Origin of the sequence: Kitasatospora sp. NPDC051164, from assembly GCF_044455625.1 — a bacterium.
Classification (GTDB): domain Bacteria; phylum Actinomycetota; class Actinomycetes; order Streptomycetales; family Streptomycetaceae; genus Kitasatospora.
Genome location: NZ_JBITFB010000001.1, coordinates 451,823 through 475,194, shown reverse-complemented (window position 1 = coordinate 475,194; position 23,372 = coordinate 451,823). Strand labels below are relative to the sequence as shown.

The window sequence follows — 23,372 nt, the reverse complement described above, 5'->3', positions numbered from 1 at the left end:
TCAGAGTCTCCGGAGTCCTTCGCGTACGGCCGTGAGCAGGCCGAGGTCCACGCCCCCGGCGGCCCGGGCCACCGAGAGCGGCGCCCGGGCCTTCAGCAGGCCCTGGGCGACCAGGTCGCCCAGCAGGATCTTGGTGACCGAGACCGGGAGGTCCAGGCCGGCCGACACCTCGGCGACGGCGGCCGGGCGCCGGCAGCGGTCGAGGATCAGACGGTGCTCGGGCTGGAGGCCGCGGGCACCGGCGCGGCTGCCCCGCGCCAGGGCCACGGCGGCCTCCTCCTCGACCGTGGTGAGCACGGTGATGAGGGTGAGGTCGTCCCGCTCGGGCGCGGTGCGGCCGCGGGTGATGGTGTACGGGCGGACCATGCTGCCCGCCTCGTCCTCCGCGTCCTCCTCCAGCTCGCTCCAGTGCGGCACCGCGCCGCGCCGCCGGGGGTCCTCCCGCGCGGCGTCGTTCCCGTACGGGCCCACCCGGGTCAGCCCCGGTTCCGGGCGGCGAACACGTCGAACGAGGCGGGGGCACCAGGGGCGTTCTCGCTGCGGGCCGGGGTGGTGAGCTTCTGGCCGACCTGCTGCACCAGGGTGTGCATCGCGACGGACATCACCTCGGCGTCCACCTCCTGGGAGGCGACCACGGCCAGGTGGGTGCCCTGGGCGGCGGCGATGATGAACAGCCAGCACTCGGCGAGCTCGACGATCACCTGGTGCACCGGCCCGCCGTCGAAGAGCTGCCCGACGCCGCGGGCCAGGCTCTGCTGGCCGGTGGCGACGGCGGCCAGCCGCTCGGCGTCGGCCCGCTCGATGGTGCGGGAGTGGCTCACCACGAGACCGTCGTCGGAGAGCAGGACGGCGTTCCTGGTCCCGGGCACCGAGTCGACGAGTCCGTCCAGCAGCCAGTCCAGGTCCTGGTGGGTGGCGATCGTGCGGTTCATCACTGGTCATCCGTTCGTGTGGTTCGGGAGTCCGCGGCAGGCAGGGCCCAGGGGGAGGGGCCGGGCGCGGGAGCCGGGGGACCGGCGGGGGCGCCGGGGGCGGGGGGAGCCGCCGGGGTGGGGACCGCGGGCAGCCGGTGCTCGCCGCTGTCCTGCGCCCGGGCGGCACGGGACTGGCGCTGGAAGGCACCGATTGCCGCACCCGCGCGCCGCACCGGGCGGTCGGAGCGCTGGAACGGGCCCGCGGGCGGTGCGGCGGCGTCGGCGGTGACCTCGGTCCCGGCCTGGGACCCGGCCCCGGATCCGGCCTCGGCGGGGCGCTCGACCCACTGCGGGGCCGGCGGCGGCACCCGCAGCTCGGCGGCCAGGCTGGCCTGCCGCACGCGCTGCGGCAGCGGCGGCTGCCCGCCCTCGGCCGGGCTGTACGGCACCGAGGTGGGGTACTCGCGGGTGCTGCGCCGCTCGGCCAGCCGATAGTGGTCGGCCGGGCGGTACTGCTCGTCGGCGTACGGGGCCTCGGCCTCGGTGACCCGGGCGTAGGCGATGTCCGGGTAGGCCGGGGTGTCCCCCGCGGGCGCGGGGTCGCCGGGGGAGCTGTGCTCGATCGGCTGCTCGGGCGGGAGCGGGGACTGCGGGAGGGCGGATTGCGGGAGGGGCTGCTCCTGGAAGGGCGGCTGCGAGTAGGGCCCCTGCGGGAACGGCTCCTGGACGGGAACCGACGGGTACGGCGCCTCCAGGGCGGGGGCCGCCGGCACCGGTGGGAAGGCCTCCTGTACGGGTGCCTCCTGGACCGGATCCGCCGGTACGGGACCCTCGTGCGCGGGGGCTGCCGGGTGGGGCACCTCCTGCTCGGGCGCAGCCTGGTAGGGGCCCGCCGGGTAGGGAGCCGCCGCCACCGCCAGTGGCACGGGCGCGGCCTGCGGCACGAAGTGGCCCTGTCCGAAGGACTCCACCGGTGCGACCGGCGGTCCGGCCGGTTCTTGGGCGGGCACCTCGTCGGAGGCCGAGCGCACCGCCCGGCGCGAGCGCCGGACCAGCGGGATGGGCTCGGCGGGCGCGCCGGGGGAGCCGTCCGGCAGCCCGGTGTCGCCGTCGATGACCAGCTCGTCCGGGACGAGCACGACCACCCGGGTACCGCCGAAGGCCGACGGGCGGAACTCGATCTTCAGCCCGTGCAGCGTGGCGAGGCGGGCGACCACGTGGAAGCCGAGGCGGATGTCGTCGGCCCGGGCCAGCACGTCGGTGCGCGGCGGACGGCTCATCAGCTCGTTGGCCGCGTCGTACTGCGCCGGGTCCATGCCCAGGCCGCGGTCCTCGATCTCGATCGCGAGCCCGCGGCCGACCAGGGCGGCCCGGACCTCGACCGGCGTGGGCGGCTTGGAGAAGGTGGTGGCGTTCTCCATCAGCTCGGCGAGCACGTGCGCGACCGGTCCGACGGCCCGCTCGGACAGCCACGGGTGGCCCTCGACGTCGAGCATGATCCGGCGGTAGTCCTGCACCTCGCCCTGCGCGGCGCGCAGCACGTCCAGCAGCGGGACGGGCTTGCGCCAGCGCCGCTGCGGCTGGCCGCCGGCCATGATCACGAGGTTCTCCTCGTAGCGGCGCAGACGGGCGGTGAGGTGGTCGAGGTCGAACAGGCCCTCCAGGACCTCCGGGTCCTCGTGCTTGCGCTCCAGCTCGTCCAGCTTGCGCAGCTGGCGGCCGATCAGCAGCTGGGTGCGGCGGGCGATGCGCTGCAGCAGCCGTTCGAAGCCGCGGTGCTGCTCGGCCTGGCCGACGGCGGCCTCCAGGGCGGAGGCGCGGGCCAGGTTGAGGGCCAGGCCGAGGCGGGCCAGCTCGTCGGTGCCGTTGCCGTGCGGGCCGGCGGTGATGGTGCGGGTCTCGGCCTCGACGTCCACCTGCTCGCCGCGCCCGAGGCGCTCGACCACCTCGGGCAGGGTGCGCCGCATCTCCTCGGCCTGGGTGTGCAGTTCCTTGATGCGGCGGCGCAGCGAGCGGCTGATCCGCCAGGAGGCGATGACCACCGCGACGACCGTGATCAGTCCGATGACGGTGGTCAGCACGACCCGGGTCAGCAGGCTCAGGATGGTGCCCTTGCCGACCTCGACGATGCCGCTGGTGCGGGTCTCGATCGCCTTGACCAGCGGGGGGTTGAGCTGGTCGAGGGCCTGGCGCCACTGGTCCTGGCCGGCGGGCAGCTTGACGGTGCCGGCCGCGTCGGCGGCGGTGGGCTTGGTCAGCTGCTGTTCGACGGCGGCCTTGGCCTGCCAGGCCGGGCTGTTCATCAGGTCGTGCCAGGCGGGGGCCTCGCCGTCCGGGATGTACGGGAGGACCTGCACGGTGAGCAGGTGGTCCTGCGCGCCGATGGCCTGTTGGACGGCCTGGTAGTCGGCGGTGCTCAGCCGGCCGGTGGGCCAGCCGCGGGCCAGGACGGCGTCTTCGCGGGCCAGCATCTCCTTCGCCCAGAAGGCGTTGACCAGGGTCTTGGAGATCCAGGTGACCTCGCCGGTGTCCACGTGGCTGAGCGCGGTGAACAGCCGCAGGTCCACCGCGATCAGGTCGGTGTAGTAGGCGTAGACGGTCTGCTGGTCGACCGATCCGCGGTCCACGGCGGCGCGCTGCTCGGCCAGCTTGCCCATGGCCTGGCGGGCCTCGGCGACGGCGCTGCGCACCTCCCCGGGCGCGCTGTCGGCGGTCTCGCCGGACAGGGCCTGGAACTGGCGCACCGCGTCGTCGGTCGACTGCCGCTGGCGGCGTAGCTGGTCGGTGTTGGCGCCGGGCCGGGCGAGTGCCTCGGCGCTGAGCCGGCGCTCCTCCTGGAGGTTGTAGTAGACGATGTTCGACGGCTGGCCGGCCTTCTGGGCCAGGAGGCCCTGGGCGGCCTGCCGCTGGAAGTCGAAGACGGTCTCGCCGCTGGTGACCGCCCAGAGGACGACGAGGGCGATGCTGGGGACGACGGCCAGGACGAGCAGCGCCGTCCGCAGGGACAGGCGTGGACGCCTGCGGGGGCCCTTCGGCGTCGGGGGCCGCCGATTCGCACGCGCGCGCAGAGCAGACTCCTTGGGGCTGGCGGCCGGCCGGTAAGGGGCCGGGCCGTCCGGGCACGGGTTTTTGACGAAGCGATACTAGTCATACCGTGTGATTGGAGTGAAAGCCTGTTCGCCACCTGGGCTGTGCTTGCACACACATGGGACACAATGTCATTCAGTCGTTGACTGTATGCATACGGAGCAGGCCGTTTCGGACTCGCTTGACACAGTGTCAACGCGTCGCGCGGCCGGCGGGTGGCCACCGTGTGAAAACTGTGTGACGCCGTATCGGGAGCGCCCGTGACGGGTGCTCCACCGGACTCAACGGGACCGGGCCTCGGCGGGTTCACCGGGCACGTTCGCCGGCTTCGCGGTCCGTCGGAAGGCTCAGTCCGCAAGGAGGCGGGAGCGGGTGGCCTCCAGCTCGGCCGCCAGGACCCGACCGGCGGCCTCCGGGTCGCCGTCGTGAACGGCGCGGACGAGAGCGGCGTGCGAGTCGTAGCCCTGGTTCGGGTCCTCGGTCCGGAGGTCGAACAGGCCGACCAGGGTGACCAGTTGCTCCCGCAGAACCGGGGCGAACTGGGCGAAGAGGTCGTCCAGGACGGGATTGTGGGCAGCGGTCACGAGGGCGGTGTGCAGGGCGATGTCGGCGTCCACGAAGGCGGTGTCGTCGGCCCCGCCCGCCGCGCGGCGGGCCGCCAGTGCGGCGTCGAGGGCGGCGAGGTCCGCCTCCGTGCGCCGGGTGGCCGCGAGGCGGGCGGCCTGCACCTCGACCATCGTCCGCACCTCGTAGACGTGCGCCAGTTCGGCGCGGCGCAGCCGGGCAGGCCAGTCCTCGGCGGGGCGGTCGGCGGTGACGAACACCCCGGAGCCCTGGCGGCTCTGCACCATTCCGGCCGCGGCGAGCGTGCGCAGCGCCTCCCGGATCGTCGAGCGGCCGACACCCAGCTCCTTGGCCAGTGCGACCTCGCCCGGCAGCTTCCCGCCCACCGGCCACTGGCCGGACCGGATCTGCTCCTCGATCCGCGCGGCGGCCTGCTCGGCGAGGGGGGAGGGGCGGAGCGGGATCATCGGGCTCACCTGTCAGGTTGTCTGAGGACTTGTGTCGTGGGTACTCTACCCAACATGCAGCCGTGGATCCTCCCCGTGGGGGGCCTTCTTCTTGGTGGCCGCAGCGGGGCGTGACCGGACCGGCACCCCGCTGCGGGGCGCCGACCTGCCGGTCACCGGTATGCGTCATGAGGAACTCGCATGATCTTCCCGACCCTGCACGCCCCCGCCGGGCCCGTCCCGGCCGGCACCCCCGCCTGGAACCCGCAACGCGGCGGCGCCATGCCCTCCCACCGCTACCGCCCCGCCCACGACCGGGTCCACGTCCCCGCCCTGATGCGGCGCTGGCCCGGCCGGCGCATCGAGCGGGCGCCGCTGTGGGTGCCCGTCGACCTGCGGGACGGCAACCAGGCCCTCGCCGAACCGATGGACCCGACGCGCAAGCAACGGATGTTCGACCTCTTCCTGGCCATGGGCTTCAAGGAGATCGAAGTCGGCTACCCCTCCGCCAGCCGCGCCGACTTCGACTTCGTCCGCCAACTCGCCACCACCCCCGGCGCCGTCCCCGAAGACGTCACGGTCGTCGTCTTCACCGCCGCCCGGGCGGACCTGATCGAGCGCACCTTCGAGGCCGTCGCCGGCCTGCCGCACGTCGTCGTCCACCTCTACACCGCGACCGCGCCGCTGTGGCGGGACGTCGTCCTCGGCAAGGAACGGGCGGAGCTGCGGGCGCTCATCACCGAAGCCGCCACCCACATGGCCCGGCTCGGGGAGGGCCGGGACGGCCTGCGGTTCCAGTTCTCGCCCGAGGTGTTCAACCTGACCGAACCCGACTACGTGCTGGAGGTGTGCAACGGGCTGACCCGGCTGTGGGACGCGAGTCCCGACCGTCCGGTCATCCACAACCTGCCGGCGACCGTCGAGATCGCCACACCCAACGTCTACGCCGACCAGATCGAGTACATGGACCGGCACCTGGAACGGCGCGACGCGGTGATCCTCTCCGTCCACCCGCACAACGACCGGGGCACGGGCGTCGCCTGCGCCGAACTCGCGGTGCTGGCCGGCGCACAGCGGATCGAAGGCTGCCTGTTCGGCAACGGCGAGCGCACCGGGAACGTCGACCTGGTCACCCTGGCACTCAACCTGCACACCCAGGGCGTCGACCCGATGCTCGACCTGTCCGACATCGACGAGATCCGGCGCACCGTCGAACACTGCAACCGGCTGCCCGTCCACGAACGACACCCGTACGCCGGCGACCTGGTGCACACCGCCTTCTCCGGCACCCACCAGGACGCCATCAAGAAGGGGTTCGTGCAACACGCCAAAACCGCCGCCGAACTGGGCGTCCCCGAACGGGAGGCACCCTGGTCGGTGCCCTACCTGCCGATCGATCCGGCCGACCTGGGCCGCGACTACGAGGCGGTGATCCGCGTCAACAGCCAGTCCGGCAAGGGCGGCATCGCCTATCTGCTGCGCGCCGGCGAAGGGCTCGAGCTGCCCCGACGACTGCAGATCGAGTTCGCGCGGACCGTACAGCAGGCGACCGACGACAGCGGCAGGGAAGTGACGGGCGAGGAGCTGTACCGGCTGTTCCGGGCGGAGTACCTCGATGAGAGTTCCTCATGGGCCTGGCAGGTGGGTGACGACTGGGCCGAGGTCGACGGACGGCGCGGCACCGGCGTCGGACCGCTGGACGCCGTCGCGGACGCGGTCGGGGCAGAGATCCTCTCCTTCAGCGAACACGCGGTGGGCTCCGGGCCCGAAGCGGTCGCCTACGTCGAGGCGCGGATCGGAGGCCGGGTCGTCTGGGGCGCCGGACGGGACACCTCCGTCCTCACAGCCGGCGTACGGGCGGTGCTGAGCGCGGCGGGCCGGGCCGCCGCCGGCGGCGCTACCGGGAAGGTCATGAGGGGGGCTCATGGGTCGGGGTCATGAGCGGGGCTCATGGGTCGGGGTCATGCGAGGAACTCATAGGTCGGGGTCATGAGAGGGACTCATGGAGCCCCGTCCGCCGTGACGCCGAACCGACCGGAACACCGTCCGGACGGCAGCCCGTTCGCTTCGCCTGAGGGCCGCTTCGCCTGAGGGCCGCTTCGCCTGAAGACCGCTCCGCCTGATGGTCGGTCAACGTCCGAGCTTCACGACAGTCTCCCGGGTCAGCTCCTGTGCCCGGGAGACCGTCGCGGTCAGGTCGTGCGCCGATCCGCCGGGTGCTGCGAGGAGGGTGCGGACTCGCCGGCCGAAGTCCTCGGGTGCGGCGGTGAGTTGCTCGGCGACGGCCAGGGCGCCCTTCTCGTTGAGGCACCAGCGGCGGTCGTGGGCGTGCAGGGCCTGCACCAGGACGCCGAACGCCCGGGACAGGCAGAGCGAGACGTACAGCGCGTCCGCGCGGGCGGCTCCCTTCTCGGCGACGTCGAGAAGGAACCCGGCCTCCCAGGCGGCCGCCGTCAGGGCCTCGCGGAGCGGCTCGGGGTAGCGTGCTGTCTGCCGCTTCAGAGCCGTCAACTCGCCGGCGGGGTCGGCGAGTACCTGCCCGCACGCCACCTCGCCGGGGTAGCAGGGCGACCAGAATCCGAGCGGATGGCCCGGTTGAACCCCTACCTCGTAGCGGCCCTCGCGGCAGTCCGCCCACACCTGCTCGACGCGGTCCAGGTCCCGCAGGATCCAGTCCACGGCGACGCCGTCGACCCGCAGCCACGCGCCGCCGTTCACCCACGGCCCCCAGCCGCCCGGCCCGGCGACCTCCACGCCGGGGCCGGCCAGTGCCCGCAGCGCTTCCAGGTCGAGGTCGCCCCGGTAGTACACCCCGAGATCCCAGTCCGAGCCCGCACTGTACTCGCCCCGCGCCCGGCTGCCCCCGAGCATCACGCCCACCACGCCCGGCACGGTGGTCAGTTGATCGGCCATGCCCTCGATGATCGTTCGCATGGACAGAGTCTGACAGAGCGAAAGGCGGAAGGGTCGAACGGCCGAGGGAGTGGAGGACGAGGTGAGGGAAGCAGAGGAGGTGAACTCACTCCTCGCCACTCTCAAGATATAGAGCCACGGGGGCCTTGCCGCAAGGCCCCCGTCATGCCGCAGAATCACCAACTCAAGCCCAAGGACCGGCGAAAACGGGAGAGTCACGAGTGCGAGTGGTGTTGTCGGCGTACGGGTCGCGCGGGGATGTCGAGCCGCTGGCCGGGTTGGCGCTGCGGCTGCAGGAGCTTGGCGTGCAGGTGCGGGTGTGCGCGCCGCCGGACGAGGAGTTCGCGGCGCGGCTGGCCGAGGTCGGGGTGGACCTGGTGCCGGTCGGCCAGTCGGTGCGTTCGCTGGTGAGCGGGCCGCCGCCGGCGCCGTCGGACCTGCCGAAGCGGGCGGCCGCGCTGGTCCAGCAGTTCTACGAGGCGGTGCTCGGGGCGGCCGAGCCGGGCGGCGCGGTGGTGGCGACCGGGCTGTTCCCGGCCGTGGCCGGGGCGCAGGCGGCAGCCGAGAAGCTGGGCGCGCGCTTCGCGTACCTCGCGCTGCAGCCGACCGTCCTGCCCTCCCCGCACCACCGGCCGTTCGAGTACCCGATGCAGCCGTACCCGGCGGAGGTGACCGACCACCGGGAGCTGTGGGAGCTCAACATCGGGGCCATGAACGCGCTGTTCGGCGGGCCGGTCAACGACCACCGGGCGGCCGTCGGGCTGCCGGTGGTCGAGAACGTCCGCGACCACGTCCTCACCGACCGCCCGTGGCTGGCCACCGATCCGACGCTCGACCCGTGGCGGCTCCCGGCCGACCTCGAGGTGGAACAGACCGGCCCGTGGATCCTGCCGGACGAGCGCCCGCTGCCCGCCGACCTGGAGGCCTTCCTGGCGGCCGGCGAGGCACCGGTGTACGTCGGCTTCGGCAGCATGCCGCTGCGCGACGCGCCGGGCGCGGCCCGGGCGGCGGTCGAGGCCGTCCGCGCGCAGGGCCGCCGGGTGCTGCTGGGACGCGGCTGGGCCCAGCTGGCCGAGGTCGACGGCGCGGACGACTGCTTCGCCGTCGGGGAGGTCAACCAGCAGGCGCTGTTCCGTCGGGTCGCGGCCGTCGTCCACCACGGCGGCGCGGGCACCACCACCACGGCCGCCCGGGCCGGTGTGCCCCAGGTCCTGGTCCCGCAGATCGTCGACCAGCCGTACTGGGCTTCGCGGGTGGCCGAGTTGGGCATCGGCGTCGCCCACGACGGCCCCACCCCGACGGCCGACTCCCTGGCCGCCGCCCTCCGGCAGGCCCTGACCCCGGAGACCACCCGGCGGGCCGCCGCCGTCGCGGGCGAGATCCGCACGGACGGCACCGCGGTGGCGGCGAGGCTGCTGCTGGACGCGGTGGGCTGAAACCGTTCCCCGGGCGGAGTGGGAAGTCGGCGGGGCCGACTTCCCACTCCCGAGCAGGTCAGGAGGCCGGCTCGGTGAGGTACTTGGCGCCCTCGTCCGGGAGCTTGTTGCCGTTCTTGTCGAAGAACTGCCAGGACGTCGCCCGCATCGTCCCCGGGCGGGCGACCACCATGCGGCGGGTCGGGGAGTCGCCGACGGTGACGGGCTGGGGCTCGGTGGTCGTGCCGTCCGCCCAGGTCACCAGCACCCGGCCGACGTCGGGGCCGATGGAGAGCGTCACCACGTCCGCCGGCGGCACGATGCCGTCCTTGCTGCTGCGGCCGAACAGGCCGCCGCCGTGGACGGTCCGCTCGCGCGGGTCGAGCTTGCCCGGGGACGGGGTGCTGCCCTCCGCGTCGTGGCCCAGGCGCACCCCGTCCACGGTGAAGTAGGTGTTGATGACATCGGAGTCGGGGTCCCAGTACTGGGCGACGTACTCCGGAGTGGGCTTGGGGACGGTGGAGTCGAAGGGCGTGCGCTCCTGCCACACCGCCAGCGCCTGTTCGTACGCCCGCTCCTTCGGCGCCGCCGGCCAGAGCGCCTGCCAGATCTCCCAGGTCTTGCCGTTGGCGACACCCTGCCCGAGCCGGACCCGGACCGGGGTGAACGGGTCGCGCGCGCCGGGGGTGGCGGCTCCGGCCGTCGGGACGGTGGCGGACTCGCCGGCGGCTCCGGTTCCGGCGGCTCCGGTCCCGACAGCTCCGGTGCCGGCGGGGACTCCGATCCCGGCGGGGGCGACATGCTGGGTGGCCGCCGGACCGGGGTGCAACTGCGCCAGCACCCCGCCCGTCAGGGCCGCCACCGAGGCCAGCGCCACCGCGCCGACCACCGTACGGCGGCGGTGCCGCCGCCGGTGGCCGCCCGCCACGATGTCCGCGACCGGCGCCGGGCCGACCTTCGCCTCCGCCGCCGCCTCGGCCAGGCCGAGCCCGATCCACAGGTCCTTGCCGGCGTCCACGTCCGCGCTCATACCGCTCCTCCGATGTGTGTCGTGTCCTTGAGTCCCACCAGCTCCGTGACCTGCCGCAGCCGCGCGATGCCCTTCGCCGCGTGGCTGCGCACCGCGCCGACCGAGCACCCCATGGCCGTCGCCGTCTGGCTGTCGCTCAGGTCCTCCCAGTGCCGCAGCACCACCGCCTCCCGCTGGCGCGGCGGCAGCGTCGTCAGCGCGGTGAGCAGCGCCCCGCGCTGGTCGGACCGGGCGAACCCGTCCTCCGGTCCGGCCGCGTCCGGCACCGCGTCCACCAGCAGCTCCGGCAGCCGGCGCCGCCACCGGCGGGCGTGCTGGTTGACCAGGATCCGCCGCACGTAGGCGTACGGATCGTCCGCCCGCCGCACCTTCGGCCAGGCCGCGCAGGCCTTCTCCGCCGCGGACTGCACCAGGTCCTCCGCCGCGTACTGCTCGCCGGCCAGCAGGTACGCCGTCCGTACCAGGCGCGGCCAGACCGCGACGATGAACGCCTGGAACTCGTCGTTCGGCCCGCTCTTCGCGTCTCCCATGAGCACCTCCTCACCCACCCAGAGCCCGTGGGCGGCCGGAAGCGCTTACTCCCGTGCGGGCCCTCCTTCAGAGCCACGGCCGGAAGGGCCGCCGGGGATCGACGCGAGGTGCGGAGGGGGCTGGGGCCGGCGCGGGAGGCGGCCTGACCGAAGGCCTGGCGGGAGGCCGGGCAGGAGGCGGGGCACAAGGCGGGGCAAAAGGCCTGGCAGGAGGCCTGATGGCCGCGCGTAAATCCGCTTGGGAATCCGTGGGTCGGGTCGCTACCATCCAGCCGATGATCCTTTCTCATGACGTATCAGGCAGCGGGCCCGCCGTGGTGCTGCTGCACTCCTCGGTATGCGACCGGCGGATGTGGGACGCGCAGTGGCAGCGGCTGGTCGACGCCGGGTACCGGGCGGTGCGGTGCGACTTCCGGGGCTTCGGTGACTCGCCGCTCGCGGACGGCCCCTACAGCGACGCCGGGGACGTCCTGGCCCTGCTGGACCACCTGGGCATCGAGTCCGCGGCGCTGGTCGGCTCCTCGCACGGCGGCCGGATCGCCCTGACGGCGGCCGCGCTGCGCCCGGACGCGGTGACGGCGCTGGTGCTGCTGGCCCCGGGCATGCCCGGGCACCAGCCCAGCGAGACGCTGCGTGCCTTCGGGGGCCGCGAGGACGAGCTGATCGAGGCCGGGGACATCGACGGGGCCGTCGAGCTGAACGTCGAGACCTGGCTGGGGCCGGAGGCGGACGAGACGGTCCGCGCGAACGTCCGGCGGATGCAGCGGCACGCCTTCGACGTGCAGGCGGAGGCGACGACCGGCCCGGACCGGGAAGACGTCGACCTCTCCCTGATCAAGGCCCCCACCCTGGCCGTCGGCGGCGCCCACGACGTGCCGGACTTCCGCGAGATCGCCGCCGCCCTCCCCGGCTTGCTCCCGAACGCCCGCCACCTCGAACTGTCCTGGTCCGGCCACCTGCCGAGCCTGGAGCGGCCGGAGGAGACGACCGCCCTGGTGCTGGACTTCCTGCGGGAGGCCGCGGACGCGCGGTAGCGGCCCGGTTGCCGGGCCACGGCGGAGGAGCGGGACGTCGGATCGGCCGACTTTCCGCTCCCTGCTTCGCGCCCGTTTCAGCGCCCCGGAGAGTGGCGCCGCCCGGCCGACGTCATGCCTGCACGCCGGCCGCCGGCCGGTGTCACACCGGCAGACCGGCCGGTGTTACACCGGCTGACGTCACGCCGGCCGCGTCGAGGCGGGCGAGGAGTGCGCGGCACTGGCGTTGCAGCTTCTCGTCCTCCTCGATCGTCCCGAACCGGCCGCCCCGGCGCGGCAGTTCGAGCTGCGCCCGCAGCAGCGGGAGGGCCGGCGCGGCGGCGGCACCCATCCGCTCCAGGCAGGCGGCGACGTGGCCGCCGGTCGCGGAGTTCCTCTCCCAGGCCGGGAGCAGCGCGCCGAGGACGGCCGGGGCCTCGGGCTCGCCGCCGATCTCCCACAGCGCGGCGGCGCAGTGGACGCGCACCCAGTCGTAGTCGTCGGCCAGCAACGCGCGCAGCCGGGGCAGGGCGGCCGCCGCGGCGGGACCGATCCCGCCGAGGACGTCGGCGGCCTCGTTCACCTGGAAGGGGCCGGTGGCGTCGAGCGCGGGAAGCAGCAGCGGCAGGACCTCCGCCGGATCGCCTCCGACCGCCCACAGCGCGGCGAGGGCGGCGGCCACCACGCTCGGATCCGCCTCGGCGGCCGTCGTCAGCGCCCGGATCCGCGCCAACGTGCCCGAGCCCCAGCCCGAGTCGGCACCCGCACCCGTACCCGCACCTGCGGCCGCCGGGCCGAAGCGCCGCAGGTTCTGCAGCGCGGTGGACGCGGTACGCCACTGTTTCTCCCGCACCGCCGCGTCGAGCACCTCCGTGATGGCCGGCAGCGCCGCCGTGTCCCCGAGCGCCCCGAGGGCGGCGAGGACCGATCCCACCTCCGTGTCGCTCCACTGCGTAGCCAGGTCGAAGCCCCGCAGCATCTTGGCCAGGCGTGGCGCCAAGGTCCCTGCAGCGGAGGGGAGATGGCGCGCGACACCGACCGCCCGCCAGGCGTCGGCTCCGCTGTCCAGCGCCGTCAGCAGTCCCGGCCGGGCCCGTTCGTCGCCGAGGTGGGCCAGCGCCAGTACCGCCTCCTGGTGGGCCCGGCGCCGGTGCGGCTGGGGCGAGGACCACACCTCGGGCCCGAACTCCGCGCGCTGGGCCGCGACGAGGGCGGCGAGGGCCTCGCGGGCGGGGTCGGCGACGGCGTGGCAGGTGCCGAGGACGGCCGCGGCCTCGGCAACCACCTCGGGATGCGGGTCGGCCAGCCGCTCGGCGACCATGCCGATGAGCGAACCGTGGTCGCCCCGCCAGGACGTGACGAGCTCGGCGGTCATCCGCAGGGCGTCGAGGCGGGCGCCGGGATCCGGGCTGCGCAGCTGCTCCGCGAGCAGCGCGGTGCGGTCGACCACCCGGGCGTCCAGCACCTGGTGGAAGGTGCGCAGCAGCCGGGTGGTCGGCGAGTGGACCACCGAGTGGCGCTCCAACTCCTCGAATGCGGCGATGACGTACCCCGGAGCGCTGCCTGGCTCGATCGGCGGCTTCTCCTGGACGGGCCGGGGCGAGGCCCACCAGCCGTCGGCCGGTGCCGCCTCCCGCCGCAGCAGCCCGATCGCGGCCGTGACCTCGCCCCCGCCCGGCTCCGTCGCGCAGCGGGTGCGGTGGACGAGGGCGGCGAGCCGGGTGGTGGTGTCCAGGGCCTCGTCGTCGGCCAGGGCGGTGAGCCACGCCGTCGCCTCGCCCACCGCCTCGGGGCGGCGCAGGACCAGCGTGGCCATCGCCTCGACCAGCAGCAGCCGTTCGACCACCCCGGGTTCGGCGGGCAGCCGCTCGCGCAGCACCGCCACCGCGCGCGGTACGTCGTCGACGAGCAGCCCGAGCGCGGGGATGGCGGCCTGCCGCAGCAACCGGTCGGCGTCGTCGTCCGAGGCGAACCGCACGAACACGTCCGCGCGCCGGCGCAGGAGGGCCAGCGAGTCGGAAACGTCCCCACCGGCGAACCCGTACGCCTCGTAGTCCGCCGCCTCGCGGCCGATGCTCACCAGCAGCTCGACGATCGCGGCCCGCCCGGGCACCGCGGGGTCGCTTACCAGCTCGATCAGGAACGGCAAGGTGGCCGTGGTGGCAGAGTAGATGCTGCCCTGGTGGAGGACGGCGCTGTAGTAGTGGTCGAGCGCGTCGGCCCGCTCCTGCTCGTCCGGCGAGGCCAGGGCCGCCAGCAGGTCCGGCACCTCCTCGGCGCTCCCGTAGGCGTGCGACAGCCGCGCCCAGTCGATGTCGTGCAGTCCGTTGAACATGATCGGCACTCTGCCGGACCGGTCTGACAGCGGGACCGGTCCGGCAGCCAGGGCCCGGCCCGCCCCCGCCGCCCGAGGGCGGGGGCGACAATCGGCCAGGGCGGGGAAACCCGCGACTCGAACGTGTGTCGGGCGCCATCATGGCTGGGTGCATTTCACCTCGGAGATCAGCTCGGACGGCGTCACGCAGCGCGGCTTCACCCTCGACGGCGTGCCCGGCGTGCCCGGCGTGCTCTGGTGGCCGGACGGGCGGCCGCTCGACGGGCGGCCGCTGGTGCTGCTCGGGCACGGGGGTGGCGGCGACAAGCTGGCGGTGGCGGAGCGGGCCCGGAGGTGTGTCGCGCGGTACGGCTTCGCGGCGGTGTCACTGGACGCGCCGGGGCACGGGGAGCGGCCGCGCACCGCGCAGGACGAGCGGTTCGTGACGGAGATCGGGGAGTTGCTGGCGGCCCGGCGGCCGATCAGCGCGTGGGTGGCGCGGTACACGGCGGCGCTCGCGGAGCGGGCGGTGCCGGAGTGGGTGGCCGTGCTGGATGCGCTCGGCACGGTGGGGGAGGGCCTCGGCCCGGTCGGGTTCTGGGGGCTGTCGTTGGGGAGTGCGGTCGGCATTCCGCTCGCGGCGGCCGAACCGCGCATCGTCGCAGCGGTGTTCGGGCTGGCGGGGCACGCGGCGCAGGCGGAGGCGGCGGCGCGGGTGGGCGTGCCGTTGGAGTTCGTCCTGCAGTGGGACGACGAGCTGGTTCCGCGCGACGGGGCGCTGGCATTGTTCGGCGCGTTCGGTTCGCGGGAGAAGACGCTGCACGCCAACCCCGGCGGCCACCTGGAGGTGCCGGACTTCGAGGTGGCGGCCTCGGAGCGGTTCCTGGTCCGGCACTTGGGTGCGGGTAAGTAAAACTTCGCAAAGAATTTCTCTCTTCAACGATCCCGACGCGCGCCGATTTCAACAGAATGTTGCAGCTCAGTGGCCTCGCGGTCACCCTTCGTCGATTTGACGTAGCTCCCCGTATGCATTCAACTCCTCAATCCGTAGGAGTACGGTTCCGGAGGAATCGCCGGGGGTTGCCTCCAAACCCACCGGCCGTACCGGAAATTGGTGCGAAGCATGGGTCAGCAAAAGGGTGGGGAGAGCACGGCCGCGGCGGCTCGTCCGATATCCGTCAGGTTGGTCGCCGAAGTCCTGCGCGGCGTCGCACAGGTCGATTTCATGCCGTCCGTCATGTGCGGACTCCTCTTCCTGGCCGCGCTGTTCGCGGCCGACCCGCGGTACGGCCTCTACGGTCTGCTCGGCAGCGCCGTCTCCACCGCCGTCGCGCACGGGCTGGGGCTCGACCGGCGCGCCGTGGAGGCCGGGCTGCACGGGTACAACGGGTGCCTGGTGGCGCTCGGTTGCGCGGTCTTCCTCGGGGCCGGGCATCCGGCCACGGTCGCGGTGGCGGTGCTCGGGTCGGCCGTCGCCGTGGTGGTCACGGCGGGGCTCGGGGTGGTCCTGGAGACGTGGCGGCTCCCGGCGCTGACCGCGCCGTTCTGCCTGGTCGCGACGGCCGTCACGGTTGCCGCCCCCGGCTTCCGGCGGCTGTGGCGCGGCGCGGAGGCACCCGCCGCCCTGTCCGTGGTGGCCGCCGGCGAGACCGGACTGAGCTGGGACCAGCTCTGGCGCGGCTTCTTCGCGAACATCGGTCAGATCTTCCTCATGCCCCAGTGGTACGTCGGCCTGCTGTTCCTGGCCGGCCTGTTCGCGGCGAGCCACCTCGCGGGCCTGATGGCCTGCGCGGGCAGCGCCACCGGACTGCTCACCGCCTGGGCGTTCGGCGCGCCCGCCGAAGCCGTCGGGCAGGGGCTGCTCGGCTACAGCGGGGTGCTGGTGGCACTGGCGCTGTGCGGGGTGTTCGTCGCCCCGAGCGGCTGGAGCGCGGGCTACGCCCTGCTCGGCGCGGCCGCCGCCACCGTCCTGACGCCGGCGATCTCCGCGATCTCCGCGCCCTTCGGCGGCCACGCCTTCACCTGGCCGTTCGTGCTGACCACGATGCTGTTCCTGGCGGCCGTGCCGGCCGTTCCCCGTCTGCGCCGGGTCTGATTTCCCGTCCAACTCCTTGCATTTCATCGGATCCTCGGAAAGGAAGAGTGATTCCCGTGAATCTCTCGCCGCGAGAGATGGACAAGCTGTACATCTACGTCGTCGCCGATCTGGCCCGCAAACGCCGGGACCGCGGCGTCAAACTGAACTACAGCGAAGCCTGCGCGCTGATCAGCGAGGCCATCATGGAAGGCGCCCGGGACGGCCGCACCGTCGCCGAGTGCATGGAGATCGGCAAGCAGGCCGTCGGTAACGCGGACGTCATGCCCGGCGTGCGCGAGATGCTGCCGCTGCTCCAGGTCGAGGCCGCGTTCCTCGACGGCACCAAGCTCGTCTCCTGCCACGACCCGGTGGGTGCCTGAGACATGGCACGACCGCAGCCCGCCACCGTCGTGCTGGCCGGCGGACACGAGAGCGACGGCGGACGCGACCTGGCCACCCTGACGGCGCACGAGCCCGCCGTCCACGCCCCCAGTCACGCCACCGTCCACGCCGTCGCCCCCGCCGGCCGGCCGCTCGCCGAGGCCGTACGGTCGGCGCTCGCCGCGACCGAGCGGCCGGTGTGCGTCGTACCGATGACGCTCGGCCGCGACCCCCGACTCGTGGCCGACACCGCCCGGGCGCTGCGCCGGCTCGCCGCCGGGGACGGCCGCGGCCGGCTCGCCCTGACCGCGCCCTTCGGCGCCACCGAGCACCTCGTCGGCTGGCTGCGCGCCGCCGCCGCCACAGCCCCCGACGGCGCCGTGCTGGTCACCGCCCCGGCGGCCGGCCCCTTCGAGGACGCCGAGCTGTTCCGGATCGCCCGGCTGGTCCGCCAGTACGGGCGGCACCGCTGGGTGGAAGTCGCCTTCGACGGCGGCGACCCCGACCCGGCCGAGGGCGCCGAACGTTGCCGCCTGCTCGGCGCCCGCGAGGTGACGGCCGTTCCGGCCTCCTTCGGCCCGGCCCTGCGCACATCGCGGGACGGCGCGCGGGCGGAGGCGCGGGAAGGCTTGCGGGGCGGCACGTCCCCCGGCGCGCCCCTCGACGTGCGCGACGGCGGTCCGCTGCTGCGGCCGTCGGCGATCGCCGGCGTGGTCGCGGCCCGGACCGCGGCGGCACTGCACCTCCTCGGGCACGGGGAGGACGGCATCCTGGCCGGCCTCGATGCGGAGCACGGGCACGGCTACGCGCACAGCCACGGGCCGGGCGAAGCACATGCGCACAGCCACGGGCCGGGCGAAGCACAACACGTTCACCACCAGCCCCCCGCGCACCCCCACGTACGCCCCCACGCGCACACCCCCCACTGAACCGGCAGAGAGGAAGGCCAGCCATGTCCGGTGGCGCCGCATACCTGTACGGCGACGACCCGGTGGAGATCAACGCCGGCCGCGCCAAGGCCACCGTCACGGTCAGCAACACCGGTGACCGGGCGATCCAGATCGGTTCCCACTACCACTTCTTCGAGGCCAACCGCGCCCTCGACTTCGACCGCAACGCCGCCTTCGGCAAGCGCCTGGACATCCCGGCCGGCACCGCCGTCCGCTTCGAGCCCGGGGACACCAAGGACGTCACGCTCGCCGAGTTCGGCGGCCACCGCCGCCTGGTCGGCTTCAGCAACCTGGTGGACGGCGGCATCACCGCGCCCGCCACCCGAGCCCGCGCCATCGACCGGGCGATCGCCCTCGGCTTCAAGGGCACCAACCTCGACCACAAGGAAGGCCGGCCCCGGGACTTCCCCAGGGAGACCCGCCAGGAAGGTGCCCGCTGATGGCCATCCTCTCCCGCAAGCAGTACACCGACCTGTTCGGCCCCACCGTCGGCGACCGCTTCCACCTCGCCGACACCAATCTGGTGGTCGAGGTCGAACAGGACTTCAACCAGGGCCACTACGGCGACGAGGCCGTCTACGGCGGCGGCAAGGGCATCCGCGACGGCATGGCGCAGGACCCGGCCGCGACCTCCGTCCAGGGCGCGCTCGACCTGGTCATCACCAACGTCGTCGTCATGGACCCGCTGCTCGGCGTCGTCAAGGGCGACATCGGCGTCAAGGACGGCTTCATCACCGCCGTCGGCAAGGCCGGCAACCCGCACACCCAGAGCGGCGTGCACCCCGAGCTGGTGATCGGCCCGGGCACCGAGGTGATCTCCGGCGAGCACCTGATCGCCACCGCCGGCGGCATCGACACCCACATCCACTTCATCTCCCCGCAGCAGGTGCAGGAGGCGCTCAGCAACGGCATCACCACCCTCATCGGCGGCGGCACCGGCCCGTCCGACGGCACCAAGGGCACCACCTGCACCCCCGGCCCGTGGAACATCGGCCGGATGTACCAGGCCGTCGAGGACCTGCCGGTCAATGTGGGGCTGCTCGGCAAGGGCAACGGTTCGCTGCCCGGAGCGCTGCGCGAGCAGGTCGAGGCGGGCGTGTGCGGCCTCAAGGTGCACGAGGACTGGGGCAGCACCCCGGCCGCGATCGACACCGCGCTGAGCGTCGCCGACGAGTACGACGTCCAGGTGGCCATCCACACGGACACCCTCAACGAGTCCGGCTACTTCGAGGACACCCTGTCCGCGATCGACGGCCGCACCATCCACACCTTCCACACCGAGGGCGCGGGCGGCGGCCACGCCCCCGACATCATGCGGATCGCCGGCGAGCCCAACGTCCTGCCGTCCTCCACCAACCCGACGCTGCCCTACACCGTCAACTCGGTCGACGAACTGCTCGACATGGTGATGGTCTGCCACCACCTCAGCCACGACATCCCCGAGGACGTCTCCTTCGCCGACTCCCGGGTGCGCGCCGAGACCATCGCCGCCGAGACCGTCCTGCACGACGAGGGCGTCATCTCGATCTTCTCCTCCGACTCGCAGGCGATGGGCCGGATCGGCGAGTCCTTCACCCGCGCCTTCCAGACCGCCCACCACTGCAAGGACCAGCGCGGCAAACTGGCCGGCGACAGCGAACGCCACGACAACGTCCGGGTACTGCGCTACCTCGCCAAGCTCACCATCAACCCGGCCCTCGCCTCCGGCACCGCCGACCACATCGGCTCACTGGAGCCCGGCAAGCTCGCCGACATCGTGCTGTGGCCGATCAACTCCTTCGCCGCCAAGCCCAAGATGGTGATCAAGGGCGGGATGATCAACTGGGCGCTGATGGGTGACCCGAACGCCTCGCTGCCCACCCCGCAACCGGTCTACTACCGGCCGATGTTCGGCGCGTCGGGTCGGGCCAGGCAGGCCACCCGGGTCTCCTTCATGTCGCAGGCCGCGGTGGACCTCGGCGTCCCCGCCCGACTCGGGCTGGACAGCCGGGTCCTGCCGGTGCGGCGCTGCCGGTCGATCGGCAAGCAGCACATGGTGCGCAACGACGCGCTGCCGAAGATCGTGGTCGACCCGGAGACGTACAAGGTCACCCTGGACGGCGAGCCCGCGACCATCGAACCGGCCCGCGAACTGCCGCTCAACCACCTGTTCTACCTCGCGTGAGCGGGACTTCCGGCGGTAGCGGGACTTCCGGCGCGAGCGGGACTCCTCGCGCGAGCGGGACCTCCGGCGTGAGCGCAGTCTCCGAGGAGCGGCTGGACGCCCTGCTGGTCTGCCTCCAGCTGACCGACTCCGCCTTCCCCAGCGGCTTCTACACCCTCTCGCACGGCCTGGAGGGCTACGCCCAGGCCAAGACGGTCACCCCCGACGCTGTGCCCGACCTGCTCGCCGACCTGCTGCGCCACGGCGTCGGACCGTCCGACGCCACCGCGCTCGCCCTCGCCCACCGGGCCGCCACGGCGGGCGACTGGGAGCTGCTCGCCGAGACCGACCAACGGCTGCACGCTACCAAGCTCAACCGTGAGCTACGGCTGGCCGCCACCCGAACCGGACGCCAACTCCTGGACATCGCCCGGGAATCGGTGGGCGGCGAGCCGCTGGAACGGTACGCGGCGCTGGTCGCGGACAAGCGCGCCCCCGGCTGTCAGGCGGTCGCCGCCGGGGTGGCCTACGCCTCGGCCGCCGTCCCCGTCGAACAGGCCGTCACCGGCGACCTGTTCGCGTTCTGCACCAGCTTCGTCGGCGCGGCCCTGCGCCTGCGGCTGACCGACCACCGCAGGGCGCAGGTGGTGCTGCGGGCGGCCGCGCCGGTCATCCGTGAGGTCGTATCGGCGGCACTGGAAAGGGAGTTGGCCGACCTGGGCGGCTGCGTGCCGGTCGCCGACGCGATGTCCGGACGGCACGAGCGGGCCGAGGCCCGACTGTTCGCGAGCTGAACCCGCCTTTTTCGTACGTCATTTCGCACCAGAGGAGGAAAGTTGACCGAGAACGTGCTCCGTGTGGGCATCGGCGGCCCGGTGGGCTCCGGGAAGACGGCGCTGATCGAGGCGCTCGTCCCGGTGCTGATCGCGGGCGGCCACCGCCCCGCCGTCATCACCAACGACATCTACACCCAGGAGGACGCCCAGCACGTACGCCGCACCCTGGCCGGGATGCTGGACCCCGAACGGGTGGTCGGTGTGGAGACCGGTGCCTGCCCGCACACCGCCGTCCGGGACGACCCGACGATGAACCTCGCGGCGGGTGCCGAACTCCTGGAACGCTTCCCGGACGTCGACACCCTGCTGTTCGAGTCCGGCGGCGACAACCTCACGCTGACCTTCAGCCCGGTACTGGTCGACCTCTTCCTCTTCGTCCTCGACACCGCCGAGGGCGAGAAGATGCCCCGCAAGCGTGGACCGGGCATCACCGAGTCGGACCTGCTGGTCATCAACAAGATCGACATCGCCCAGTACGTCCGCGCCGACCTCGGCATCATGGAGTCCGACGCCCACCGGGTGCGCGAGGGCGGTCCCGTGGTGCTCACCAACTGCCTGACGGGGGAAGGGCTGGAGGAGATCGCCGCGTTCCTGGAGACGTTCCGGAAGGTGCCGGCGTGACCGCTGCGGGTGTCGTGACCGACGGGGTGACGGGCGTGACGGGCGTGACGGGCGTGGCGGAGGCGGTACCCCGGCTCGACCCCCGCCACTACGAGCCGGCCCGCGTCCCGTACGAGGTCCGCCGCCACGCCGGGACGCCCGACACCCTCGCGGTCGGGCACCCCGGCAAGGTCGGGCTGCTGGAACTGGCCTTCGAGAAGATCGGCGGACGCACCGAACTCACCGGCCACTACCAGAAGTCACCGCTGCAGATCATGCGCCCGCTGCACTTCGACCCGGCCCGCCCCGACCTCGCCGTCACCTTCCTGATGTCCACCGGCGGCGGCATCCTGCAGGCCGACCGGCTACGGACGGACGTGCGCTGCGGCGCCGACACCGCCGTCCACCTCACCACCCAGGCGGCCACCAAGGTCTACCGGATGGAGTACGACTACGCGACGCAACTCCTCAACCTGACGGCCGGCCCGGGCGCCTACGTCGAGTACCTGCCCGAGCCGGTGATCCCCTTCGTCGACTCCCGCCTCTACCAGCGCACCGTCCTGACCGTCGACCCGGGCGCGACCGTGCTGGCGAGCGAGACCGTACTGGCCGGCCGCCTCGCACGCGGCGAGCGCAACGCCTACCAGGTGTTCGCCTCGGACCTCGAAGTACGCCGCCCGGACGGCCGGTTGGTGGCCCTGGACACCGTACGGCTCGAGCCCGCGCGGGCCGGGGCCCCGGCCGGGGCCGGCGGCGGTGTCACGGGCGTCACGGGCGTCACCGGTCCGGCCGTCCTGGCCGGCCACGACGTGATGTCCAGCCTCTACGTGCTCAGCCCGCTCGCCCCGCCCGCGCAGGTCGCCGACACCCTGCACGAGGCGCTGGCCGGCTGCGGCCTGCTGTACGGCGTCAGCGTGCTCCCCGAGGACAGCGGCGCCTGGCTGCGCCTGCTCGGCTCCGACACGCGCACCTGCGCGGCCGCCCTGCGAACGGCCTGGGACGCGGTGCGCCGACTGCTGATCGGAGCCCCGGCACCCGACCTCCGCAAAACCTAGGCGTACGGTGGCGGGATGGCCCCGAGGACACCGCGCAGAATCCACGTCGACGGCCGCGACTATCACTGGGTCGTCCGCTCCCGCGACAGCGAACACGTGATGGTGCGCGCCTGGCTCGACACCGGCGAGCGTTCCGGCCGCGCGGGCCGCCCGCTGGAGGTCACCCGCCGCTTCGACGACCCCTGGATCCACTACGGTGTTCTGCTGACCGCCCCCGCCGACCGCATCGCCGAGGTCTTCCAACTCGCCCCTGTCACACCCTCCTTGACCGAGGCCCTGATTCGCGCCGGGCTCGCTGCCGGCTGGCACCCGCACGAACCGGGGGCACCGCAGCGCTACACCATGGAAGGCGACCAGACCGACTTCACACTCCTCCGGGAGGAGTGAACGGCGAACGGGCGCGCGGAGACGCACCACACGAGCCGTGCCCCTTCGCGCCAACCTGACCGCGCGCGGCATCGTTGCTGCTCGGCATCGCCGCTGCTCGGTGGCGGCGGTGCTGGGTGGCGGTGCCGGGGCTCAGGAGGCGGCGGACGTGAGGTGCGCGACGGCCGAGAGGTCTGCTCCGGCGGCGCGACGGACCTCGGAGGAGTGAGGCGGTCGGTCGTCCTGTCCTGAGGTGCCCCGCCCGTGAGGTCAGGCCAGCCGTTCCACGAACTTCCGCTGCCACGGCGTCTCGACCGCGTGTCGGCTGTAGTGCTCTCGCACGTACGCGACCGCCTCCGCGGCCGGGACGCCGTCCAGGACGGCGATGCAGGCGAGCGCGGTGCCGGTGCGTCCGCGTCCTCCGGCGCAGGCGAGCTCGACGCGGTCGGTGGCGGCGCGCTCCCAGGCTTCGCGGAAGGCGTCGGCCGCGTCCGCGCGGTCGCCGGGCAGCCGGAAGTCGGGCCAGCGGACCCAGCGGTGCTGCCACTCGATGTCCTTCGGTGGTCGGCCCAACAGGTAGAGCCCGAAGGTGGGTTGGGGGCCCGGTGGCAGGGGGCGGCTCAGGCCGCGGCCGCGCAGGAGGCGGCCGGAGGGCAGCCGCAGGAGGCCGGGGGTGGCGGGATCCCAGGTGGTCGGCTGCTCGGTTGCGCCGGTCATGTCGCCTTTCCTTCGAGGGGT

Annotated in this window: 22 protein-coding genes; 13 read left to right on the top strand and 9 right to left on the bottom strand. The window is 73.6% G+C overall.

The window, feature by feature from the left end; all coding sequences use genetic code 11:
* The 4 genes from ACIBEC_RS02065 to ACIBEC_RS02050 form a co-directional block, all read right to left on the bottom strand.
* Positions 1-471 carry a DUF742 domain-containing protein gene (locus ACIBEC_RS02065; RefSeq protein ID WP_396287664.1) on the bottom strand — a complete coding sequence of 157 codons (471 nt, stop codon included), beginning with the start codon at positions 469-471 and terminating at the stop codon, positions 1-3.
* Between the two features lie 5 nt (positions 472-476).
* A complete protein-coding gene (locus ACIBEC_RS02060) occupies positions 477-932 on the bottom strand; it encodes a roadblock/LC7 domain-containing protein (protein ID WP_360490420.1) in 456 nt (151 codons plus the stop codon).
* On the bottom strand, positions 932-3,769 hold the full coding sequence (locus ACIBEC_RS02055; RefSeq protein ID WP_360490754.1) for a nitrate- and nitrite sensing domain-containing protein: 2,838 nt from the start codon (positions 3,767-3,769) through the stop codon (positions 932-934). Before ACIBEC_RS02055 ends, ACIBEC_RS02060 begins: the two co-directional genes overlap by 1 nt.
* A 579-nt stretch (positions 3,770-4,348) precedes the next feature.
* Positions 4,349-5,032 (bottom strand): FCD domain-containing protein, encoded by a 684-nt coding sequence (locus tag ACIBEC_RS02050; protein WP_360490418.1) that lies wholly within the window; start codon positions 5,030-5,032, stop codon positions 4,349-4,351.
* A gap of 180 nt (positions 5,033-5,212) precedes the next feature.
* Here ACIBEC_RS02050 and ACIBEC_RS02045 point away from each other — a divergent pair, with 180 nt between their 5' ends.
* Positions 5,213-6,952: a 2-isopropylmalate synthase gene (locus ACIBEC_RS02045; protein ID WP_360490416.1), complete on the top strand. Its 1,740-nt coding sequence runs from the start codon at positions 5,213-5,215 to the stop codon at positions 6,950-6,952.
* 189 nt (positions 6,953-7,141) lie between these two features.
* Here the strand turns inward: ACIBEC_RS02045 and ACIBEC_RS02040 are convergent, their stop codons facing one another.
* Entirely contained in the window at positions 7,142-7,945 is an 804-nt protein-coding gene (locus ACIBEC_RS02040; RefSeq protein ID WP_360490414.1) for a nucleotidyltransferase domain-containing protein, read from the bottom strand.
* 200 nt (positions 7,946-8,145) lie between these two features.
* On the opposite strand from ACIBEC_RS02040, the gene ACIBEC_RS02035 reads away from it, so the two are divergent.
* Complete coding sequence (locus ACIBEC_RS02035) at positions 8,146-9,360, top strand: glycosyltransferase (protein ID WP_360490412.1); 1,215 nt, start codon at positions 8,146-8,148, stop codon at positions 9,358-9,360.
* Between the two features lie 58 nt (positions 9,361-9,418).
* On the opposite strand, the gene ACIBEC_RS02030 is transcribed toward ACIBEC_RS02035, so the two are convergent.
* The gene (locus ACIBEC_RS02030; RefSeq protein ID WP_360490410.1) at positions 9,419-10,369 is read right to left on the bottom strand and encodes a hypothetical protein; all 951 of its coding nucleotides are present in this window, start codon (positions 10,367-10,369) and stop codon (positions 9,419-9,421) included.
* Positions 10,366-10,899: a SigE family RNA polymerase sigma factor gene (locus tag ACIBEC_RS02025; protein WP_360490409.1), complete on the bottom strand. Its 534-nt coding sequence runs from the start codon at positions 10,897-10,899 to the stop codon at positions 10,366-10,368. Before ACIBEC_RS02025 ends, ACIBEC_RS02030 begins: the two co-directional genes overlap by 4 nt.
* A 275-nt stretch (positions 10,900-11,174) precedes the next feature.
* On the opposite strand from ACIBEC_RS02025, the gene ACIBEC_RS02020 reads away from it, so the two are divergent.
* Positions 11,175-11,933 (top strand): alpha/beta fold hydrolase, encoded by a 759-nt coding sequence (locus ACIBEC_RS02020; RefSeq protein WP_360490407.1) that lies wholly within the window; start codon positions 11,175-11,177, stop codon positions 11,931-11,933.
* Positions 11,934-12,075: 142 nt separating this feature from the next.
* Here the strand turns inward: ACIBEC_RS02020 and ACIBEC_RS02015 are convergent, their stop codons facing one another.
* A complete protein-coding gene (locus tag ACIBEC_RS02015; protein WP_360490405.1) occupies positions 12,076-14,247 on the bottom strand; it encodes a HEAT repeat domain-containing protein in 2,172 nt (723 codons plus the stop codon).
* A 148-nt stretch (positions 14,248-14,395) separates the two neighbouring features.
* Here ACIBEC_RS02015 and ACIBEC_RS02010 point away from each other — a divergent pair, with 148 nt between their 5' ends.
* From ACIBEC_RS02010 to ACIBEC_RS01965, 10 genes are all read left to right on the top strand, one after another.
* A complete protein-coding gene (locus ACIBEC_RS02010) occupies positions 14,396-15,139 on the top strand; it encodes an alpha/beta hydrolase (protein WP_360490403.1) in 744 nt (247 codons plus the stop codon).
* A gap of 210 nt (positions 15,140-15,349) precedes the next feature.
* The gene (locus ACIBEC_RS02005; RefSeq protein ID WP_360490401.1) at positions 15,350-16,321 is read left to right on the top strand and encodes an urea transporter; all 972 of its coding nucleotides are present in this window, start codon (positions 15,350-15,352) and stop codon (positions 16,319-16,321) included.
* Positions 16,322-16,377: 56 nt separating this feature from the next.
* The gene (locus ACIBEC_RS02000; RefSeq protein WP_360490399.1) at positions 16,378-16,683 is read left to right on the top strand and encodes an urease subunit gamma; all 306 of its coding nucleotides are present in this window, start codon (positions 16,378-16,380) and stop codon (positions 16,681-16,683) included.
* A 3-nt stretch (positions 16,684-16,686) separates the two neighbouring features.
* On the top strand, positions 16,687-17,613 hold the full coding sequence (locus tag ACIBEC_RS01995) for a cobalamin biosynthesis protein CbiX (RefSeq protein WP_360490397.1): 927 nt from the start codon (positions 16,687-16,689) through the stop codon (positions 17,611-17,613).
* A 23-nt stretch (positions 17,614-17,636) separates the two neighbouring features.
* Positions 17,637-18,074: an urease subunit beta gene (locus tag ACIBEC_RS01990; protein ID WP_360490395.1), complete on the top strand. Its 438-nt coding sequence runs from the start codon at positions 17,637-17,639 to the stop codon at positions 18,072-18,074.
* Entirely contained in the window at positions 18,074-19,798 is a 1,725-nt protein-coding gene (ureC, locus tag ACIBEC_RS01985) for an urease subunit alpha (RefSeq protein WP_360490393.1), read from the top strand. Before ACIBEC_RS01990 ends, ureC begins: the two co-directional genes overlap by 1 nt.
* Before the next feature lie 68 nt (positions 19,799-19,866).
* Positions 19,867-20,571: an urease accessory UreF family protein gene (locus ACIBEC_RS01980; protein WP_360490391.1), complete on the top strand. Its 705-nt coding sequence runs from the start codon at positions 19,867-19,869 to the stop codon at positions 20,569-20,571.
* A 42-nt stretch (positions 20,572-20,613) separates the two neighbouring features.
* Complete coding sequence (gene ureG, locus ACIBEC_RS01975; RefSeq protein WP_360490389.1) at positions 20,614-21,234, top strand: urease accessory protein UreG; 621 nt, start codon at positions 20,614-20,616, stop codon at positions 21,232-21,234.
* A 44-nt stretch (positions 21,235-21,278) separates the two neighbouring features.
* Positions 21,279-22,268 carry an urease accessory protein UreD gene (locus tag ACIBEC_RS01970; RefSeq protein ID WP_360490751.1) on the top strand — a complete coding sequence of 330 codons (990 nt, stop codon included), beginning with the start codon at positions 21,279-21,281 and terminating at the stop codon, positions 22,266-22,268.
* 15 nt (positions 22,269-22,283) lie between these two features.
* On the top strand, positions 22,284-22,655 hold the full coding sequence (locus ACIBEC_RS01965; protein ID WP_360490387.1) for a hypothetical protein: 372 nt from the start codon (positions 22,284-22,286) through the stop codon (positions 22,653-22,655).
* 249 nt (positions 22,656-22,904) lie between these two features.
* On the opposite strand, the gene ACIBEC_RS01960 is transcribed toward ACIBEC_RS01965, so the two are convergent.
* Positions 22,905-23,351 carry a protein phosphatase gene (locus ACIBEC_RS01960; protein ID WP_360490385.1) on the bottom strand — a complete coding sequence of 149 codons (447 nt, stop codon included), beginning with the start codon at positions 23,349-23,351 and terminating at the stop codon, positions 22,905-22,907.
* Between the last annotated feature and the right edge of the window lie 21 nt (positions 23,352-23,372).

What these genes read in the sequence shown, in the direction of transcription:
- ureC (WP_360490393.1), top strand. Translation starts at nt 18,074, where the DNA reads ATGGCCATCCTCTCCCGCAAGCAGTACACCGACCTGTTCGGCCCCACC.
- ACIBEC_RS02060 (WP_360490420.1), bottom strand. Translation starts at nt 932, where the DNA reads ATGAACCGCACGATCGCCACCCACCAGGACCTGGACTGGCTGCTGGAC.
- ACIBEC_RS02020 (WP_360490407.1), top strand. Translation starts at nt 11,175, where the DNA reads ATGATCCTTTCTCATGACGTATCAGGCAGCGGGCCCGCCGTGGTGCTG.
- ACIBEC_RS02030 (WP_360490410.1), bottom strand. Translation starts at nt 10,369, where the DNA reads ATGAGCGCGGACGTGGACGCCGGCAAGGACCTGTGGATCGGGCTCGGC.
- ACIBEC_RS02050 (WP_360490418.1), bottom strand. Translation starts at nt 5,032, where the DNA reads ATGATCCCGCTCCGCCCCTCCCCCCTCGCCGAGCAGGCCGCCGCGCGG.
- ACIBEC_RS02040 (WP_360490414.1), bottom strand. Translation starts at nt 7,945, where the DNA reads ATGCGAACGATCATCGAGGGCATGGCCGATCAACTGACCACCGTGCCG.
- ACIBEC_RS02045 (WP_360490416.1), top strand. Translation starts at nt 5,213, where the DNA reads ATGATCTTCCCGACCCTGCACGCCCCCGCCGGGCCCGTCCCGGCCGGC.
- ACIBEC_RS02015 (WP_360490405.1), bottom strand. Translation starts at nt 14,247, where the DNA reads ATGTTCAACGGACTGCACGACATCGACTGGGCGCGGCTGTCGCACGCC.
- ACIBEC_RS01990 (WP_360490395.1), top strand. Translation starts at nt 17,637, where the DNA reads ATGTCCGGTGGCGCCGCATACCTGTACGGCGACGACCCGGTGGAGATC.
- ACIBEC_RS01965 (WP_360490387.1), top strand. Translation starts at nt 22,284, where the DNA reads ATGGCCCCGAGGACACCGCGCAGAATCCACGTCGACGGCCGCGACTAT.
- ACIBEC_RS01960 (WP_360490385.1), bottom strand. Translation starts at nt 23,351, where the DNA reads ATGACCGGCGCAACCGAGCAGCCGACCACCTGGGATCCCGCCACCCCC.
- ACIBEC_RS01995 (WP_360490397.1), top strand. Translation starts at nt 16,687, where the DNA reads ATGGCACGACCGCAGCCCGCCACCGTCGTGCTGGCCGGCGGACACGAG.
- ACIBEC_RS02005 (WP_360490401.1), top strand. Translation starts at nt 15,350, where the DNA reads ATGGGTCAGCAAAAGGGTGGGGAGAGCACGGCCGCGGCGGCTCGTCCG.
- ACIBEC_RS02025 (WP_360490409.1), bottom strand. Translation starts at nt 10,899, where the DNA reads ATGGGAGACGCGAAGAGCGGGCCGAACGACGAGTTCCAGGCGTTCATC.